We start from the raw sequence: 17,896 nt of genomic DNA, 5'->3' as shown, positions 1-17,896 counted from the left end.
AAGCTAACTCCGATGCCATTTCATCAATTTTAGCGACAATATCAATACCGCCCAAAGATTGACAAATACGCTCTGATTCTATCTCCCAACGGGATCACTCCCAATGCAATACTGCCTTAATAAAGACACAAAAGCAATGAAAACACAATTATCAATTGTGCCTTCATTGCTTTTTTTGTGCATTTACTTTCTTTCCAGCGTCCTATTTTTCTAAAATTCTATTGTTTGGACAACAAATTCTAAACTTCTATTGTCGTTTTTATTTCATTTGCGGTGTTAGTAACATTTTTTTCACCTTTATGAAATATCTACAATGACAGCTCAAAACAACTACCAACAAATGAAAATTTCATTTTATTTCAAAGCTTCTCAAAGCACCGTCCTTAAAAACGAAGGTTTTGGCATTATTTACTATTATGTTAACATCAACAGTAGAAAATCAGTAGAAAAGTCAACGAAAATCAAGTGTCATCGTAACGAATGGGACGAAAGAAACGGTTTTTTCGTTGGGTTTGATGCTGAAAGAAGGAATCGCCAAATTGCCCAAATGAAAGATGTTCTGGAAATGAACAAAATAGTAAAGGAAATGATGGGCGAAACATTAACAGTAGAAACAGTAGAATTGAACCTAGTTGATAGAAAACTAGCACGTACTTTTAAAACTGTTTTTGCTGAATATCTTGACCAACAATATGCTAAGATTCGTGCTGATGGCGAATTAAAACACAAGGGCAATATTGAATTGTCAACCTACAATAGTTATCTAAAACGAGAAAAGAATATTGATAAGTTTCTGAAATCTATCAATAAAGAAGAACTATTAGTAAGTCAATTTAACGAGCGTATGTGTGAAATGTTTGATAATTACTTGACTTCACGGCTTAAATGTGGTCAATCGTATGCTACTAAACATTTAAAGCTAATCAGGACAGTTTGTCAACTTGCCAAGACTTCAAATATTATCAAGGTGAATTTTACAGAAAATTATAAACTAAAGCATGACCCAGTAAAAAATGTTAAGACCTTAAACGAGAATGATTATCAACTTCTTTTTGATAATTTTAATATGCTTACTGATACTGAAAGAAAATATATTGACGTGTTTCTCTTTATGCGTGAAACGTTACTGAACTACGGTGATTATTTGGAGCTAGAGGAAGCCAAGCACTTGCAGCAAGATGAAACAGGAAGGTACTGGATTATTAAGGCTAGGAAAAAGCGAACAGAAGAAAATAACCAAATCCAGACAGTTCCATTATCCAAAAAAGCTTTAGAAATAATGGAAAAGTATCAAGGTATTGATAAAATGCCTAAGATGAACCTAAGCACCCTACAAAAATACATTAAAAGGGCTTTTGCTAAAGTAGGTGTTCAAAAGAAAGTATCCAGTAAACTAAGTAGGAGTTCTGGCATAAGTATAGCCTTTAATAAACGTAAACTACGTGGAGAATTAATTGCCTATGTTGCTGGGTGGACATCCACTAGGGAAATCAGAAATTACCTTGAGATTGACAAAGTGGAATTGTCAAAAGATTATCTGAAAGGACTTGATTAAATTTATTTTCTACAAACTCCTGTTTTTTAATGTAATGCTTTAATAAAGTTATTTTTTTTATCTAATCTTGTATTTCTAACAATCAAATTCTATAAAAATGAAAAAATGCCTAATTGCCATTATTCTTTGCTCTGGTTTAAGTTCTTGCTATGTTCAAACTCCTCAATACTCCAACGCTAATAATTTTACTACTAACAAGCTCGCTGACGTCTCAACGGATGCCTACGAGATACTTGATAACATAGAATATTCTGAAAACTTCTCAAGAACAAATATTTTGTTTGTTGGAGTTGGAACAAAGAAGAAATCAGAAGAATTTAGACGAGAATTGACTTATCAAAATGCCTTGAAGAAATACAATATAGATGGAATCTTAAATCCTAGTTTTAAAACAAAGTATTATAAGGTTCCGCTCGTAGTGGCGGGTCATACTGGTTTTACCACGACAGTTTACGGTCGGGCTTATAGGATGAGAAAAAGATAAATAATAAAAACGGCTACTTGAACCCAAGTAGCCGTTTTTATTTAGATCATGTATCGTATAAAATTGTGAATGAGCTGAGTAAATAAAGCACTGTTGTTTCACAAGAAATAAGAGGTATATTCATTTTCTTGACCTTCATTTACGATAGTATAATAAACAATTGCACCATCAATAGTAAACCCAAAGCCATTACTAGGTAATGTCGTAAACTTATTTTCTCCATAAACATCTATCCATGTTCCACTAACAATAAATCTTCCAAGTTTCATATTGACGTTTACTCCAGAAGAATTATATGGGCTTGAAGGGTCAACATTTGCTTTTGGCAGATATTCACCTACCTGAACAGAATAATATACATTGCTCAAGTAAATAACAGTGCCGTTGACTAAATACCCTAATCCACCACTTGGCAAAGATTGTCCGTTATACTTCTTATACAAGAATTGCCCACCATTGTACCTTAACGATAATGGCTCGGTTGCACCAGTTGTGGTATTGGTATTATCACCTGTGCCAGTTCCTGTTCCAGTATTATCACCAGTGTCAGTACCTGTTCCGTTCTCAGTTCCAGTATTATCACCAGTACTTGATGTTGTATCTTTCCCAGAAAGTAGATTTTGTACATAGCTACTTACACTACTCAAAGCACTTTCACCATTACTACCAGTAACACCAACAACACCCTTCTTTTTTGTAAGTAGATAGATTATTACCGCAATGGCAACACCTATAAAAATATATGCTTTTTTCATTAGGTTAATGAGTAAATGTAAATTTTATTATGTCCTACAGGTATAGAAATGTTCCTACGGAAATTAAAGCCGTTTGAATTGTAAACCACATCTACACTTGATTGCTCAACGCCATAAGGTTGGAAAGCCAAAATAGCAATTAATCCTTTTGCTTCATTCACGATACAACGTACAGCACTCAATTTGTAGGTTCGCCAATCCAACCCTTTGACAGCTCTCACCCCTGAGAATGCCGATACATTTAAGTAATCAACTTTAGTGTTGTCAAGCGTGTAAATCTCTGTTCCGTCGATAAGGTCAGCTACACTTTTTTGAGTACTGCCAACTTGAGCCTTTTCAGCACATAATCTACGCATTGCCGATTGTTCGCCACCTATACCAACATAATCTCTACGGCTCACTTCATTGCTAACATATTCGCCTAAACTACGATTGACAGGCGTTAAGACATCACTAGCATCCCAGTTATAATATTCAGCACCAGAGAAATAAGTTAGCAAAGCCATAGCCTCCATCATGCGTGCAGGAATCGCATATTTAAAACCATCATAGCACTGTTTTATTTTGCTAGTATCAGGTTGACTTGGCCAGTCATTACCAAAATCCCTATAAAAATAGCCTGTTCCACCTATGTTGAAATTATTAGATTGAACCATTACTTTTTTCCCGTTCAACTTTGGAATATTGATTTCTAATCCAGAAGCTAAATGTGCAGCAAAGTGTAAGTAACTAGGGCTATCTTGGTTTGATACACCAAAATGAGTAAGAACAGATATATTAACACCACTACCACTTAAAAGAGGAGTATCCAAAATATTTGTTAATACAGCACCTTCATTCTGAAACGCTTCGTACATCAAATAATATTCAAACATACATTTGATATAAGCTAAACTATGTAAGCTTTTGCCAACGTTTCCAGCAGGCATTCCCATCGCAATGGCATTTTCTGTCATGCTTGCAGGTGTCGTCCAATAAGCGTTGGCAGGTTCTGAGTATTTAGCGTAGGTAACACCGAAACCAACATCTACTACTGGCAAAGCCTGATACAACAAAGATATTTTAGTGTTTGGGTCACAACCTTCATGCAATTTTTCATTAATGGCAACTAATCGGTTGGCAAGGTCAGCCGTTGGCAAACCCCAAATACCATTCTCAATGTCTAAACCAAGGAGATGTATTTTAGCAACATTTGAACTACCATCAAACATCTTACAAATGTTATTCGTAAGGTCACCTGTTAGATTGTTATACGCTGAATATGGTGTATTGTTTATATCAGAGGTTGAGGCAGAACTATGTAAGTTTGTATTACCACTACTGATAAAAATAACTCTCTTTTCCTGTGGAATTGGTGAAACAAAGTTCGAATAGTAATCTGGGTAAACCTGCCTTTCAGTAGTATTTATCATTAATCCCCATTCTAAGCTAGTAAACCCTTTTTTGAAAATATTACCCACAGTTGATTGAGAACGGTAATTAAGCCCTTTTAGCAAACATTTAAAAACAGGCTCGTTTGGGTAGGTAGGGTTTGGATGTAATGGAACGTCAAAATCATTGATGAAACTAAAATCAACCTGATTCAGCATGGCAGGAACGGTATAAACCAGTTCTCTAACTTCGTTTGTCAAAGCGTTAGGGTCAGTAGTCCCACCACCTCCAGAACCGCCATTGTCAATCACAGTACCACCTCCAGTACCACCTGAATTACTGCTAGTAGTAGAAGTATAAACAGGAAAATTTAAGCCAGATAGCAGAGAGTCCCCCGTACCTGTTCCTGCTGAAGTACCAGTTTTTTTACGTGTAAAAAAGTAAATGGCTATACCTGCGACAAAGCCTAATACTAAGAATATTTTTTTCATGATATGTGATTTAGAGTATTTTAGAACTAATCGATTATTCACGGACAGAGCTTGATTTATTAAAGCCCGGACATTCACATTATTTTTTACGGAAAATAACAATAAGGCAAACCACAAAACCCAAACCAAATACATAAGTAAGGGTTTTGTATGTACCAAGACTTTTTGATAAGCTTGCCACTTGTGTTTGTAGCTCATCAATATTATTTTCTTGTGATTGGTCGTTTATTCCTAAAACAGAACCCAAAACCGAGCCGACTACTGACAGTACATTCATAATTATTTGGTGTTGGCCAGCAACGTTTTTTTATAGTGATAAAATCCACCAAGAACAATTACGGCTAATAATCCAATTAGCATCCAAAACCGTTGTTTAGCCTTTTTATTGGCTAACATTTCATTGTTTTGACTAATAGCCAATTCCTTAGCAGTCTTATCGTTCAATAACCGATACTGTTCAACTTTTGCCGTATTTTCGTTGATGACAGTATCAGTTCTGTACTCCGTTTTGTAAATAATTCTTTCTTCTGGACAAATCACTTTAGGAATAAAGCTTTGCTTTGTAATTGTATCAAAAACAGGTGGACAGTCTAAAACCTTTCCTTTTTGAAAGATAGTATCTCGCTTAGTTATAGTAACGCCCTGTATGAACTTTGTCATTACTGGGAACTTTTCAGCACAGTTTTGAGCCAATTCTTCGGGATGTTCCCTATAAAATTGCTCTGCTTTGAATCGTTGTTTCTTTTCAGAAATACAGCCAATTAAAGAAAAGATTGTAAATGATAGAATGATTATATGTTTGATTTTCATTACTTTATTTGTTTTCATCTTCTGAAATTTCTTGTGTAATCCAAATTTTTAAAATAACACTCGTCAATTCCCTGATACAATTAATTATTAATGCTGACCAGTGTACAATTGGGTCATTTATAACTACAGATAAGCCGATACTACTTAAAGAGATACCTATTAACACATCCTTTGTACTTTTCAGAAATACGACAAACCAAATAGGTAGATAAAAGGATATTTTTTTAGAAATCATAAGAGTTTTGGTTATGGTAATGTTTTAAGCCAATTCGTGATTATGGCGGTTAACAAAGCCTGTGGTTTCCCATTTGTCGCTGAACTCGGATGAATATAATCTGGTAGCATTACCCTTCTCATATTCATATCTAAAGCAGTATTTTGCCCACTTGGTATGTAATTACTCCACGGAGCAACACTCCACAATGTATGTGAGCCTACTACAATATTTTGCGAAAAGCCCGTGTGTTCCCAAGTTTTTAAAATTGGTAATTGCCAGTAGTTTGCTAAGTTTTGTTGTCCTACCGATACTCGTGAAAAGTCCCAATTTTCGTAATGCCCAACAAAGGCAATGCGTGCATAAGGATTATACTGATAAATCAAATCTATCAGATAGTTCATTGCACCCATATAATACCGTCTATCGTTCCTTACGCTTGGAACAGTTGTATATTGAGTGTCTGTATCAGAACTTAGGTTGTCATTCCTTCCGTGGTCAAACACGAAAAGGTCAGGCATCGGGAATGTACCATTCAAGTATGGCAATAGCCTGTTTTCATAACTACAACTTAATATTTTAGCCTGTTCTGTTGCATCTAAAGTTGTAGGAGGGTTATTGCTTAATATTAATCTATAAGTAGCCCAGTTATCTATTAAATCTTGCTTTTCAGCAATTGTATGAGAGAGACTGTAACATACATTTTGCCAAGCTAAACTATTAATTGTCCCGTCAGCCCTTGATATGCGAACCATTGATGAACCAACGGCTTTATTAATTGCCGTTGCACCAAGATTAACAGCTGAATTTGTTGGATATAAACCACCTTCTGGAATACTTGTACCTAACCAGAAAATTGTTTTTCCTTTCCATCCAGAAGGGTTAGAGTTATCTACATAATTTTTTAAATCCGTAATGTCACTTTTTTGAGCGAACTGTGAGATTAACTGTGTTTTCTTTACAATTAAGCTATCATTCAGATTTCCATTTATATAAGCATAAGCCGTAGTTGCAGGGATTGTCAATGCAAAATCTGTATAGGTACTATTTACGCCGTTTGTGCCTTGCACTTGCGTGCCTAATACAGTACCTCCTGAATTCACATATACCACAAGATAAACAGGACCACCATTTATCGTAGTTGTTACCTTATAAGCATCTGAACTATTAACAGCAATGCTAGTGAATTTTCGAGAACTACTTGATACTATTGTACCTGTACTACTGAAATAAGAACCATTTGTGAAAGTGACATTTTGCTTTACATAATCAGTTAATATACTTTTCTGAGCATTTAATTGAGTCTCATAAGCATTTAATCTAGTTTTTAAAGAATCGGTTGTAGCATAAGAAACAGCTTTATTATACAATGTCAATTTTTTAATGACAATTGGGCTTGCTACCATACCATTCACTTTGATATTAGTAGTGCCATTAGGGATTGTCAATAAATAATCAGTGTAATTGGTTGTAACGCCATCTACTCCCTGAGAAATTCTATTTAATTGATTACCATTATTATCAAAGAAAAGTGCTAAATACATAGCACTACCATTCAAAGAAGTAGTAACCTTTATTTTATCAGAAGGAGTAGCAGAGAAACTTGTATAACTACGAGGTGAACTTGTAGTTACCGCACCACTATAATCAATAAATGAACCTTGGGTTACCGATACCGATTGAGTAGCATAATCAGATAAGATAGAAGAATAATTAGAAACAAGGGTTTCTCCATTACTTATCCTAACCTTTAAGGAATCGGTTGTCGAAGTTGATACCGCCTTATTAAATAATGTAAGTTTTTTGACAATGATTGGATTAGCAACCATGCCATTTACTTTGATGATAGTCGTACCTTCAGGTATAGTCAACAAATAATCATTATAATTTGTCGTAACATTATCTGTTCCCTGAGCTACTCTACTAATGACAATACCATTGCTGTTCATGAAAAGTGCTAAATACATAGCACTACCATTCAAAGAAGTAGTAACCTTTATTTTATCAGAAGGAGTAGCAGATAAACTTGTATAACTACGAGGTGAACTTGTAGTTACCGTACCACTATAATCAATAAATGAACCTTGGGTTACTGATACCGATTGAGTAGCATAATCAGATAGGATAGAAGAATAATTAGAAACAAGGGTTTCTCCATTACTTATCCTAACTTTTAAAGAATCGGTTGTACTGGTAGAAGCTGCTTTACTGATTAATGAATATTTTTTAACAGTAAGTGGAGCGACTACATTACCATTTACAATTATGCTATTTGTACCAGCAGGAATACTTAGGGAATAATTGGTAAATGTTGTATCTCGTCCATTAATTCCAGCACCTTGAGAACCAAGTACAGTTGAACCATTTTTATAAACAGCTATTGGTATTCCATTTCCATTGATGGTTGTGGTTACTATGACATTATCACCATTGGCACCCGAAAATGTTGCATAAGTTCTACTTGGTGAAGCCGTTGAAGTACCAGAACTATTGATCCAATAGCCATCATTTTTAGTAATAGTCTGATTGATAAAACCAGATAAAGCATTCGTATTATTGGAAACACTTGTAGATAAGCTAGAGACATTACTAGAAAGAGCATCTACTACACTCTTTTGGGCTGATTGGTCAAAAACAGAACCTTTATAAACAACGGTTGGCGAAGCTACATTCCCATTAATTACGACTGTTACCGTTCCCGCAGGAATATTCAAATAGTAATTGGTGAATGCTAAATCACTACCATTAACCCCCGTCCCTTGTGTAGAAATTACGGTTCCACTGCTATTTTTAAAAATTGCTACTGGAATACCACCATTAACAACGGTACTTACTTTTATAAGGTCATTCCCAACGGTAAAGGTTGTATAACTCCTTGAAGCAGAAGTAACAACAGTTCCTGCACTATTTTGATATGAACCATTTGTAATTACAGCAGAGCCTAAAACCGAATAGTTAGAAACTACAGCTTCAATGTTCTTTAACCTTGACGTCTCAGGATAAGGCATATAACCCCACTGTGTCCCGATTTTTACAAGTTTGTCACCAACGTTTAGGACTTGTCCAGAACTAAAATTACTGCCAGAAAATCCAATCGTTCCCGAATTGTTTATCTCATAAAAAGCACCCTGTTCAAATGAACCATCAGGAGTAGCAGATAAAGGAGGGGTATTCGCACTTACATTATAAAAACCTTTTGGATAAGCAAAGCTGATTGCCTGACTTATATTGAGTTTTGTATTTAAACCTGCTTGAAATCCATTTTGAGCGAGTATGCTTAAACTATCAACATAAGACTTTACAGCTTTCTGAGAAGGATATAAAATATCGCTAGTTCCTAAAGTCTTGCTAATACTTTTATTAACAATATCTTCTTTTGTGCCAACAATTTGTTTGGTATTAGGCAAAAATTGTCCAGTCACAAAATGTGACAAGAAAAGTAATATGATGAATATTTTTTTCATAGTATTTTAATAAGTCTTAGTAATTAGTATGTTTCCAGAAATGCAGTTAATGACAATAACCGTATCAATATATTGAGAGCTTACACCTGTATCGAAATAATCAGAAAGGTTAGTAGTCGTATCACTATCCCCAATTTTGACAGTATAAGTTCCTGCAAGTGGATTAATGCCAATTCTTTTAACCGTTCCTGCAACAAATGTTATAGATTGCCCTGCACTTAAATTGTGTGTGCTGATTTGTAATTTATCGCTTGCTATTGTAGCAATTAAATTATCTAATCGTGTGTTGTAACTATCTCCCTGACTAGCAATCGTGGTAGCTAACGCTAGATTCACGCTTGAAGTGGAAAGTGTTTGAGAGGGATTAACTGTAGTATTTTCACCATCATTATTAAATTCAAATAGCAAATCAAGCAAGTACAAAAACCCGCCAACCAGTACGAAAAAATATATAAATTTTAAAATTTTCATTGGTTCAAAAGTTTTTAGGCTTTACATTCCTGCAAAGCCTAATGATTGATTAATTGATTTTTTTCCAAGCTTTTTTCACGGCATCACTACGCTTGATTTTGTAAACCTTTTTAGTAACTACTTTTTGCCCACCTTCTTTTTGAATTTCAGTAGCAATTTTCGATACTTTCTTGATTTTTGCTTGAGCATCTTTTTGAGCCATTGAGCCTTTTTTACCCTTTACTTTTTTTAATGTAACGGCTTTTACTGATTTGGCTTTAATTTTTGGTTTTTTAGTAATCATCATGATTTTTTAGATTTAAAGATTAAATAGATTGAGATTCCTATGCCTATAATCAAAGGTATGACCCATGTAAAAGGCTGAGATTTTGCGGTAACTTGAACGATTTTATCACCAGTAATTTTTTTATAAACTAAAAGCCCTTTTACTTTGAAAGCTTGCAAAACTTCTGAATCATTGAGTTTCCAACTCCTATAACCACCTTCAAGAATTTCACCGGGCCTTTCCACAAAATTCAAGTAATCATACTGTACATTCTTTTGCGGAACAGTATCATAATAGTTTGGTGTAACAAAGTTTGATACTAAGATTCCGTTTACTCTATAAGCATATTCTTTACTTTGACAGATGTCACATATTTCAAAGAATGATTGTCCTTTTGAATTTAGAATCGTTAAATCTTCAAGAGCGGAGAACTTGTCAATCTGCGGATTGATGATCGTTTCTAAGCCTTCATGCGAACAGGTTAAACATAATTGGTCAAAGTCTGGATTGAACTTTACTTTTACATAAGGTTTTCTATTTTCCGCCCAGTGGTACCCGTTTTGTTCATTTACGCCTATGTCGTATTGGATATAAAAAGGTATTTTACCCGCTGTTACATCTTGTAGGCTCCCAACTTCATAGGTTGCATTTTTAGCCCAAAACTTGTATAAATGTTCTTTGGCTTGAATGGTTAATGCAGCCGCTAAAGCATTCAATTTGTCGATTGGTAAAAGCTTTTTGTCTATTTCGGAAATGATAACAAATTGCTCCATGCTAGTCTTTTTTTCTAAAAATCAGCCAAGCAACTACACCTCCAATAATCAAGACTAAACCAACTACAACCCCTGTTCCGATTGTAGCTTGTTTTTGCTCAACTTCTTGCTTTTGCTGTTCATAAATAGCAGGGTCAGTGCTAGGAACTCCCATAGTTGCAGTCTTAGCACCAATCCACCCAGCTACTACACCACCAATTGAAACCAACAAATCAGAAACACTCGAACCAGAGCCAGATTGATTTTGTGTAGTATTACTGCCTTGGGAAGTACCTGAACTTTTAAAGATGCCAGAAAACACATTGCCAATTGATTGCAATATTTTTCCTGCTGTTGTTTTATCTTTTGGTGTCGTAATTTCAACCGAATCTCCATTTTGGTCAGTTACTGTTTGAGTGGTAGATTTTTTCCCAAATATTCCAGAGAAAAAACCTCCGATACTTTTCAAAACAGCACCCGCTCGAGTAACACCGTTTTTATCTTTATAAGCACCCATTTATTAATAGATTTAGAGGTTATTCTTAATTATTTCGAGTACGGTAATACCAAATTCCAACCCCAATTGCTAACGCTCCAAGTGCATACCAAATAAGGTTAGAAGCAGAGGTAATTGTGCTGATAATACCGTTACCAGTTCCTGTGCCTGTCGTCACTTTATTGGTCAAAGCGTCACTTTGTCTTTTTGCATTTAAGTCACTAACTGTTACTCCACCAGAATCACCACTTGAAGCCAAAGCGGTTAACTCTTTTTGGTTGTTAGTAACATCATTTGTTCGCACCCAAACTTTAGCAGGTTGAGGTATATCATCACCTACGCCATAATATGCTCGTAACTGAACGGTTACTTGAGAATAAGAAACGCCTGATAGGATTTTTACTTTGCCAGTAAACACTCCTACGGCATCGCCAAACTCCCATTGTAGCAATTTTTTACGCTCAGGTGGATATGTTGCAGCACCAATGAACAAAGGAATTTGCTCGCCTGTTGGTTTCGCATCTGGATTATCAAGCAAAGCGATTTGGTCAATAATAGAAGTACTCCAAGGGTCGTACTTGGTTGTATCGACTATAGCTCCAGTACCAATCACTGTATTGCCTTTTGCATATAAAATGTCACCTTGTGTCATTAGATTTTATCGGTTTAGAATGTCAACAAATCCATTTTTGCCAATGAATTTTAAAATATAGTCAGAGGTTGTTATGCTCAATTTTTGCTTTACCCAGTTTGTCGTATCCGTTGGCGTTAATCCTTGTGGTACTTTAGCGGCGTTCCCTTGACCAGCATTGTAATGCACAATCAACTTATCAAGTCTTACGCCTGTTGGTGGTGTCACTGAAGTACCACCGAAAGAGTATTTATCAATCAGATAATCCATGTACATGGCACTCAATGCAATGTTCTTTTCTGGATTCAATAACATTGCACGGGTCACTAAATTGATACTTGGAGCGTTTCCCGAACATTTAGAAGGTGCATTGTCATATTTAAGATTTAGTAAACAATCCGCCAAGGCACTACCAAACAATTTCTTTATTTTATCCTCTTGTGATGAGGTCATTATTTTAGCACGCTTTTTCAGCCAGAATGGTATATTACTAGCCGTTGCAGTATCTAATTGCCCAAGTCCGTATGTTGAACCATTTACAGCGTTTGGGTCACCTTTACTTTCAATAGCGTACAAGCTTTCAAGTAAGTATGGTTCTAAATTCCCATTTCCGCTTGAACATTCTTCATTGATAAGAGTGCCAAACTTATTTCTGATATTCTTTACAATAGCTAAATTTCCAGCAATGTCAGCATCACTGTAATATTTAGTTCTTAGTAATTCTATTGCTAGCATCTTCTTAATTCGGTCTAATAATTACAAATTTTCTCTTAGCTTTATCTCTTTGTGGTTTCAAATAGATACCATCAAAAAACAGATAGGAGCCTAGCGTAACGGCAACAACGACGAGTATTTTATACAGTTTTAACATTGCTTTCTATTTGCTTTTTTAGTCGCATTTCTTTTAAAATTGCCCAGTTAACAAAAAATGTAGTTATCTGTCCAGCAATGATAAAACCAGATGCTACGATTGTAAAAACTAAAGCTACTATTGGTAAAATTGACTTCTTTTCCATCCTAATTTTTCGATTATGGTTTGTAAATGGCTTGGGCTAAGTTCTTGGGCTTTTAAACCAAAATTGCTTATAATTCCTGCCTTGGTTAATGAGTTAAAACAAACTTCGGAACAAAATTCAGCCTTTTTGCTATCTACATTTAAACCTGTAACCATACTGCCAAGCACGCCTTTCATATTGTACTTTTGATTGAGGTTTTGAATAAAATAATCTCTCATTTTATCTTCCTGAGAAGCTGTACAAGGAATTTCATAAAATATCCATTCGCCCGACTTGTATTCTCTATCTTTATTGCTTATCAAAACAACACCTCTATTTTTATTGCCAGAAGAACCGACCGCACCATCTCTAAAATGTATTTCACAATGAAAGAAAACTCCTTTCACTGCCATGCACATTACAAAATCTTTTAAACTCTGATTTTTTTCTGAGAAGGTTTGAAATGCTATTTTTGCCATTTGTGTTTGTCCAGATATTTACAACCGCTGCTGATTCACGGCTTTTCTTTTCTTCATTTCCGCTACTAGCAATATTTCAACATTTGCGAGTGAATCATTTAGCCTTTTGGTAATATTCAATCTATCGTAAAGGATTAAATTCTGTTCAAAAAGCAAATCACAAAGCTTTCGATTATCCTCGAGTACAGTCGTAAAAGATGTTCGGCAAGTGTCACATACCCCGAATTGAGTTGTATCAATTAATATCTCATTTTCTACGATGTCATGTATTTCATGAACCGTACTTACTACCTGAGCGGTATCAACTTTCAACTTCACATACTTATTTTCCTTATCATTGTTGTTGCCACTTACACTACGAATCCCTAAGAAGCACATAGCACTCAGGAAGATTAAAAGAACGATTGGTTTAAATGAATTTGCCATTTTGATAGATTTTTTTAAGTTTTACAATTCTGTTTGTCCAACCTTTGAGAAACATATATTGTGTTTTATCTCTAAGGCATATTCTATGATAAAAGTCAAGCCGAAACAGGTATATTTTATCGAATAGGATTTTAGGGTTTTGCTTATTAATTGCCCTGATTGTACCTTTTCCTATGATGCCATCTTGAGCAACCCCGACCAAACCTTGAATCTTTTTGATATTGTTAGGAGAACCGCCAGAATTGACAAAAAAGTCTGAAATAAATTCGGCAACGGCTTGGTTTTCTATTTGGTCAGCCAAGGTTATATCCCAATAATATTTCTTATAAATAGGCTTGGTTTCTCCTAATTTCATTAATGCCAAATCTTTGTAATTGACTACTTTGTCAGCATTCTTATCACAAACAATCGGTACTTTGGGCAAATCACAAAAGCGTTTATAAGTGCCAATCGTGATTCCGTATAATGTTTCGTTTCCTCTGTCAAATTTTAAGCTTACAAAAGTCTTACCTTCTACTGAAATTGTATTGTTGAAGAATCTTACAAAATCAGCACTAAAACAGGTTGTAAAACGAAAAATTATTAAGAGTAAAATAATAAATTTCTTCATGGTTTAGTGGTTTATTTTTTCTTAAAAATCATGGCTTTGATGAATTGAAAACCATTTTTAAAAGCTAAAAAGTAAGTTGCAGTACCAAACACTGCTACCAACCCAATAATAAGTATTGTATTAAATGTAGAACTTGATGAAGTTGATTTATATAGATTTGCTTTGTTGTAGGTAATTGGCAAAGCTTTGTTTAAAAAGGTTTTAATCTCCCCGACTGTAACAGTTCCATCACTATTGTAATCAAGTGGATTATATTTATAAGCCAACGAACCTTTTACATACATTACATAATCGTCAGCTTTACCAAATCCCTTTTTGCTATGTACTAAAAAGTATAAATCATAAGCACTTTCAGGCTTCCCTTTCTCAATTATTAGCCTTCTAAGGTATTCCCTCACGTATGGCAATTGCTGTACATGATTCATCTTGTAAAGCTTTGCAGTAGTAGTGCCTAAATCATTGGCTGTACTTTCCAAAAATTGTATTAATCCAGTGGCTGTGCTACCGCCGTTTTGTGCCTGTGGATTAATTCTACTTTCGGCATAAAAGACTAACATTAACCAATCAGGGTTTGCTATACCCAAATCAGAACAAATCTTTATCACTTCGTTTTGAAATGCAGTTCTAAGACTTGAAGGAACTTTATTGATGTATAGCAAAGCCATTGGTTATATGAATGATTCTATATCTACTGAATATGAACTGCCATTTTTCTGCCATCTTGCACGACCTATTTCATTATCAAAAGTAATGTCACTTGCTTTTGCCTTACTTTTTTCAAATTTTTCAACCATCTCAAATAGTACTTTTTTTGCTTTAGCTTTCGTTTCAGCAGTCCATTTCTGTGGCATTTGTGATGAAATTTTCTTAGCGGTTGTCAGATTACAGGTATAATCATGTGCTTGACCAATCCACTTTGCCGACTCATCTTTTTCAGAAAATTTGATATTTCTTAAAGATGTTCTTTTCTTTGGCTCATAGGCATTTGCAAGGTCTAACAGTTCACCAGTTGCTATTTTTTTAAGCTTTGGAGTCCATTTTACGCCTGACTTTCCTTTAGTTTTTTCTAACATGATTTTAGAGGTTAAATTCTTAAAAATTTTGAAATTACTTTCACTGAAATGCCAATCAAGATTCCTGAAATGATGGCAATACCACCCGCTCTAAGCAAGCTTGGCGTATCAAAACCGATGCTATTATCCGTTTTGATTGTGCCTAATAAGTTTCCGACTAATCCGTCCATTAATAATCTTGTTTAAGGGTTACCATACGTTTAATGAATTTATTTTGCTCATCTACTCCAGTACCAAACCAAATGCTTTTCCAAGATTTAACTCGTGTCCAAAGTGTCTTATTTCCATCCAATTTTGCGTATTTAGCATTATAGAAATTGCATAGTGTTACAAATTGGTCATCCGTTAAACTATTCGATTGAGTATAAAGAATTTGCAATGTTGAAGCATTCACCCAAAAACTAGCGAAATGGTCGTGAAATTGTGACGCTAAATCATCAGGTGTCCATCCCTGAGGAATCCCAGAACCAGAATTGGGCAAAGGAGTATTAATAAAGGTCGTTTCTGGAGGCCTTGTCAATCTTTTGTACCCATAATATGCAGCAATGGCAAAGAATACATACCAAAAAATATTAGATGATGTCAGCTTCTTAATGACATTTACTAAAACGTTCCATGCTACTTTCATTAAAATATCTTGTTAAAAATTTTAGATGCTACAAAAACTACTACCGCTGAAATACCCGCTCCTAAAGCCGTTTTCCATATATCCAAAGTCCCTTTTGGGTTATCTATCACAGGCACATCTTGCGTTTCATCCTTACCCGTTAAAGGATTAGCTTTCGTCACTGGTATCGTAACAAGGCTTGGTTCTTGTAATGTGCAGTATGTTTTTGAAACATAGCCCACACCACCACTCCTTAATTTGAACATTAGAAAGCCATTCTGAACAATTCCGTCACTATATCCAATCGGTTCACCTTTCGTCAATTGGCTAGGTAATTTTGCCGATAACTTTGATGGTGAAACTCGAATATTCACGTTTGTTGCACTACAGAAATACAAATTTCCCTTTGGTGCTTCAGTTTCAGCTACCGTTGAAATATCGGCTAGTAATACCAAGACATGGGTATATTTAGTTAGTCCTTTGGTGATTGGTTTTAACAATTGAACCACTCCAAAACTATTCCCACTTTTGATACTGTAAGCTTTAGTCAAAACACCTAAAGTAGTGCCAGTCTTATAAGTGTTTACAATAGTTGAAAGCCTGTAAATAAAACCATCTTGCGTGCCTTTTGCCCATGCTTTTGTACCGATGCTTGAGGAAGATTTTACAAGTGGATAACTTTTTGATTCTTGAATAGTAACCATTTTCGTAAAATAAAAAGAGCCTCCCCACCAATTGGCAGGCAGGCTCGTTTAGAGGTAAAATCAAAAAAATCCTTAGTCCTTATTAGCGAAGTAATACCAGATAGCACCACCTACTACTACAATTCCAGTTATTACGTAAGTAACTGTTTTTTTGTACCAAGGTACGTCAACTACGGGCGTAGTAGCATCTGCGGTTGTTCCGATGATTTTAGCAAGTGTAGTACTTAAAGATTCGCTTGCAGAAACGTCCGTATAAGGTGTTGCTTTGTAAGCCCCAGCACCATCCGTGTAGAAAACGTCAGTGTCTGTATCCTCTACATAGCTAATACCATAATTGGCATAGACTTGAGCAGGATGAGAAGCTAAATTCGCAATATCCCAAAGAACGCCTAAATCTGTTTTACCGATTGCTACAACATCCTCAGATGTGAAAGGAACAGGACTTCCAGAAGCAGTGCTAAGTTTCTTGAACAGATAAGGCACGCCACCAAATACGCACAAGAAAACTGTTAATTTTGATGCTACACCAGTAGCTAAACTTTTTCCGAAGTCGATAACTCCGATAATACCACCTTGTTTGATTGTGCCTTTTACAGGCAATGAGCCAACAATTCCAGCCATGATTTTTTTTTGTTTAGAGATTTTTATGAATGTAATATTGATACCTATTGAATACTAATGTTAAGTGGCTTGTTTAGCCTTATTTAAGCGATTATTAGCAACAGCCAAAAGCCCATTCTCTGCTAAAACCTTTTCATAAACTTTCACAATAACAATTAAGGATAAAACCTCAGGGTTATTGATAAGGTTAGCAGATACTAATTGATCTTCAAGATAAGAAGGACTAATTACCGAAGTTCTTAAAACTGTGTAATTAGAAGTAGTAATTGTTACACCACCTGATTGAGAAACGCCCAATGAAATACCATACGCCAAAGCAGCATCCGTAGAAGTAGCAACTTTTGATATGTCAGTATTAGGGTCAAATCCATTCATCCAAGTGATAGTTTTACCGCTGATACCAGTTTTCAAAGTGTTAAGGTATTCACGCCCAACCAACGGCTTAACCGTAGTTGCGTCAGCGAGTGTGTCTTGGACTGCAATAATTACTCCGTTAATACGTGTAATCCTTACTACAATTTCGACAACACCACTGGAAGTGTTAACAACTTTTGCAATAATGTCCCCAAATTGATATATTTTACTAAAAATCATTTTTGCTAGGATTTAGAGAGTTACGAAT

At 35.3% G+C, this 17,896-nt stretch carries 25 protein-coding genes; 2 read left to right on the top strand and 23 right to left on the bottom strand.

The window, feature by feature from the left end; translation table 11 throughout:
• Positions 1-340 precede the first annotated feature (340 nt).
• Complete coding sequence (locus J2Y60_RS24310; protein WP_309924673.1) at positions 341-1,555, top strand: phage integrase SAM-like domain-containing protein; 1,215 nt, start codon at positions 341-343, stop codon at positions 1,553-1,555.
• 97 nt (positions 1,556-1,652) lie between these two features.
• A complete protein-coding gene (locus tag J2Y60_RS24305; RefSeq protein ID WP_309924671.1) occupies positions 1,653-2,039 on the top strand; it encodes a hypothetical protein in 387 nt (128 codons plus the stop codon).
• Positions 2,040-2,137: 98 nt separating this feature from the next.
• Here the strand turns inward: J2Y60_RS24305 and J2Y60_RS24300 are convergent, their stop codons facing one another.
• From J2Y60_RS24300 to J2Y60_RS24190, 23 genes are all read right to left on the bottom strand, one after another.
• Complete coding sequence (locus J2Y60_RS24300) at positions 2,138-2,794, bottom strand: hypothetical protein (protein WP_309924669.1); 657 nt, start codon at positions 2,792-2,794, stop codon at positions 2,138-2,140.
• Positions 2,794-4,656 (bottom strand): hypothetical protein, encoded by a 1,863-nt coding sequence (locus J2Y60_RS24295; RefSeq protein ID WP_309924668.1) that lies wholly within the window; start codon positions 4,654-4,656, stop codon positions 2,794-2,796. The genes J2Y60_RS24300 and J2Y60_RS24295 overlap by 1 nt, the downstream gene beginning before the upstream one ends.
• Before the next feature lie 79 nt (positions 4,657-4,735).
• The gene (locus J2Y60_RS24290) at positions 4,736-4,933 is read right to left on the bottom strand and encodes a hypothetical protein (RefSeq protein WP_309924667.1); all 198 of its coding nucleotides are present in this window, start codon (positions 4,931-4,933) and stop codon (positions 4,736-4,738) included.
• A 2-nt stretch (positions 4,934-4,935) separates the two neighbouring features.
• Positions 4,936-5,484 (bottom strand): hypothetical protein, encoded by a 549-nt coding sequence (locus tag J2Y60_RS24285; RefSeq protein ID WP_309959329.1) that lies wholly within the window; start codon positions 5,482-5,484, stop codon positions 4,936-4,938.
• Positions 5,471-5,701, bottom strand: coding sequence for a hypothetical protein (locus J2Y60_RS24280; protein ID WP_309924664.1), 231 nt, complete (start codon positions 5,699-5,701; stop codon positions 5,471-5,473). Before J2Y60_RS24280 ends, J2Y60_RS24285 begins: the two co-directional genes overlap by 14 nt.
• Before the next feature lie 11 nt (positions 5,702-5,712).
• On the bottom strand, positions 5,713-9,144 hold the full coding sequence (locus J2Y60_RS24275; protein WP_309924662.1) for a hypothetical protein: 3,432 nt from the start codon (positions 9,142-9,144) through the stop codon (positions 5,713-5,715).
• A gap of 6 nt (positions 9,145-9,150) precedes the next feature.
• Complete coding sequence (locus tag J2Y60_RS24270; RefSeq protein ID WP_309924660.1) at positions 9,151-9,615, bottom strand: hypothetical protein; 465 nt, start codon at positions 9,613-9,615, stop codon at positions 9,151-9,153.
• Positions 9,616-9,664: 49 nt separating this feature from the next.
• A complete protein-coding gene (locus J2Y60_RS24265; RefSeq protein ID WP_309924659.1) occupies positions 9,665-9,901 on the bottom strand; it encodes a hypothetical protein in 237 nt (78 codons plus the stop codon).
• Positions 9,898-10,653, bottom strand: coding sequence for a hypothetical protein (locus tag J2Y60_RS24260; protein WP_309924658.1), 756 nt, complete (start codon positions 10,651-10,653; stop codon positions 9,898-9,900). Before J2Y60_RS24260 ends, J2Y60_RS24265 begins: the two co-directional genes overlap by 4 nt.
• 1 nt (position 10,654) lies before the next feature.
• Positions 10,655-11,149: a hypothetical protein gene (locus J2Y60_RS24255; RefSeq protein ID WP_309924657.1), complete on the bottom strand. Its 495-nt coding sequence runs from the start codon at positions 11,147-11,149 to the stop codon at positions 10,655-10,657.
• A gap of 25 nt (positions 11,150-11,174) precedes the next feature.
• Positions 11,175-11,780: a hypothetical protein gene (locus tag J2Y60_RS24250; RefSeq protein WP_309924656.1), complete on the bottom strand. Its 606-nt coding sequence runs from the start codon at positions 11,778-11,780 to the stop codon at positions 11,175-11,177.
• A gap of 6 nt (positions 11,781-11,786) precedes the next feature.
• Entirely contained in the window at positions 11,787-12,494 is a 708-nt protein-coding gene (locus J2Y60_RS24245; protein WP_309924654.1) for a hypothetical protein, read from the bottom strand.
• 119 nt (positions 12,495-12,613) lie between these two features.
• The gene (locus J2Y60_RS24240; protein ID WP_309994776.1) at positions 12,614-12,775 is read right to left on the bottom strand and encodes a hypothetical protein; all 162 of its coding nucleotides are present in this window, start codon (positions 12,773-12,775) and stop codon (positions 12,614-12,616) included.
• Positions 12,748-13,233: a hypothetical protein gene (locus tag J2Y60_RS24235; RefSeq protein ID WP_309924652.1), complete on the bottom strand. Its 486-nt coding sequence runs from the start codon at positions 13,231-13,233 to the stop codon at positions 12,748-12,750. Before J2Y60_RS24235 ends, J2Y60_RS24240 begins: the two co-directional genes overlap by 28 nt.
• A gap of 18 nt (positions 13,234-13,251) precedes the next feature.
• A complete protein-coding gene (locus tag J2Y60_RS24230; protein WP_309924651.1) occupies positions 13,252-13,659 on the bottom strand; it encodes a hypothetical protein in 408 nt (135 codons plus the stop codon).
• A complete protein-coding gene (locus J2Y60_RS24225) occupies positions 13,643-14,269 on the bottom strand; it encodes a glycosyl hydrolase 108 family protein (protein ID WP_309924650.1) in 627 nt (208 codons plus the stop codon). Before J2Y60_RS24225 ends, J2Y60_RS24230 begins: the two co-directional genes overlap by 17 nt.
• An 11-nt stretch (positions 14,270-14,280) precedes the next feature.
• A complete protein-coding gene (locus J2Y60_RS24220; protein ID WP_309924649.1) occupies positions 14,281-14,934 on the bottom strand; it encodes a transglycosylase SLT domain-containing protein in 654 nt (217 codons plus the stop codon).
• 3 nt (positions 14,935-14,937) lie between these two features.
• Positions 14,938-15,342: a hypothetical protein gene (locus J2Y60_RS24215; protein WP_309924648.1), complete on the bottom strand. Its 405-nt coding sequence runs from the start codon at positions 15,340-15,342 to the stop codon at positions 14,938-14,940.
• 11 nt (positions 15,343-15,353) lie between these two features.
• Entirely contained in the window at positions 15,354-15,512 is a 159-nt protein-coding gene (locus tag J2Y60_RS24210; protein ID WP_309924645.1) for a hypothetical protein, read from the bottom strand.
• Positions 15,512-15,970 (bottom strand): hypothetical protein, encoded by a 459-nt coding sequence (locus tag J2Y60_RS24205; RefSeq protein ID WP_309924643.1) that lies wholly within the window; start codon positions 15,968-15,970, stop codon positions 15,512-15,514. The genes J2Y60_RS24210 and J2Y60_RS24205 overlap by 1 nt, the downstream gene beginning before the upstream one ends.
• Positions 15,970-16,653 carry a hypothetical protein gene (locus J2Y60_RS24200; RefSeq protein ID WP_309924642.1) on the bottom strand — a complete coding sequence of 228 codons (684 nt, stop codon included), beginning with the start codon at positions 16,651-16,653 and terminating at the stop codon, positions 15,970-15,972. The genes J2Y60_RS24205 and J2Y60_RS24200 overlap by 1 nt, the downstream gene beginning before the upstream one ends.
• A 72-nt stretch (positions 16,654-16,725) precedes the next feature.
• On the bottom strand, positions 16,726-17,274 hold the full coding sequence (locus tag J2Y60_RS24195; RefSeq protein ID WP_309924640.1) for a hypothetical protein: 549 nt from the start codon (positions 17,272-17,274) through the stop codon (positions 16,726-16,728).
• 60 nt (positions 17,275-17,334) lie between these two features.
• Positions 17,335-17,868, bottom strand: a complete 534-nt coding sequence (locus tag J2Y60_RS24190) for a hypothetical protein (RefSeq protein WP_309924638.1) — start codon at positions 17,866-17,868, stop codon at positions 17,335-17,337.
• Positions 17,869-17,896 lie beyond the last annotated feature (28 nt).

Origin of the sequence: Arcicella sp. BE140 (assembly GCF_031456255.1) — a bacterium.
In the GTDB taxonomy this organism is placed as follows: domain Bacteria; phylum Bacteroidota; class Bacteroidia; order Cytophagales; family Spirosomataceae; genus Arcicella; species Arcicella aquatica.
Note: the sequence above shows the minus strand (reverse complement) of the source record. Positions and strands in the feature narration are given on the sequence as shown.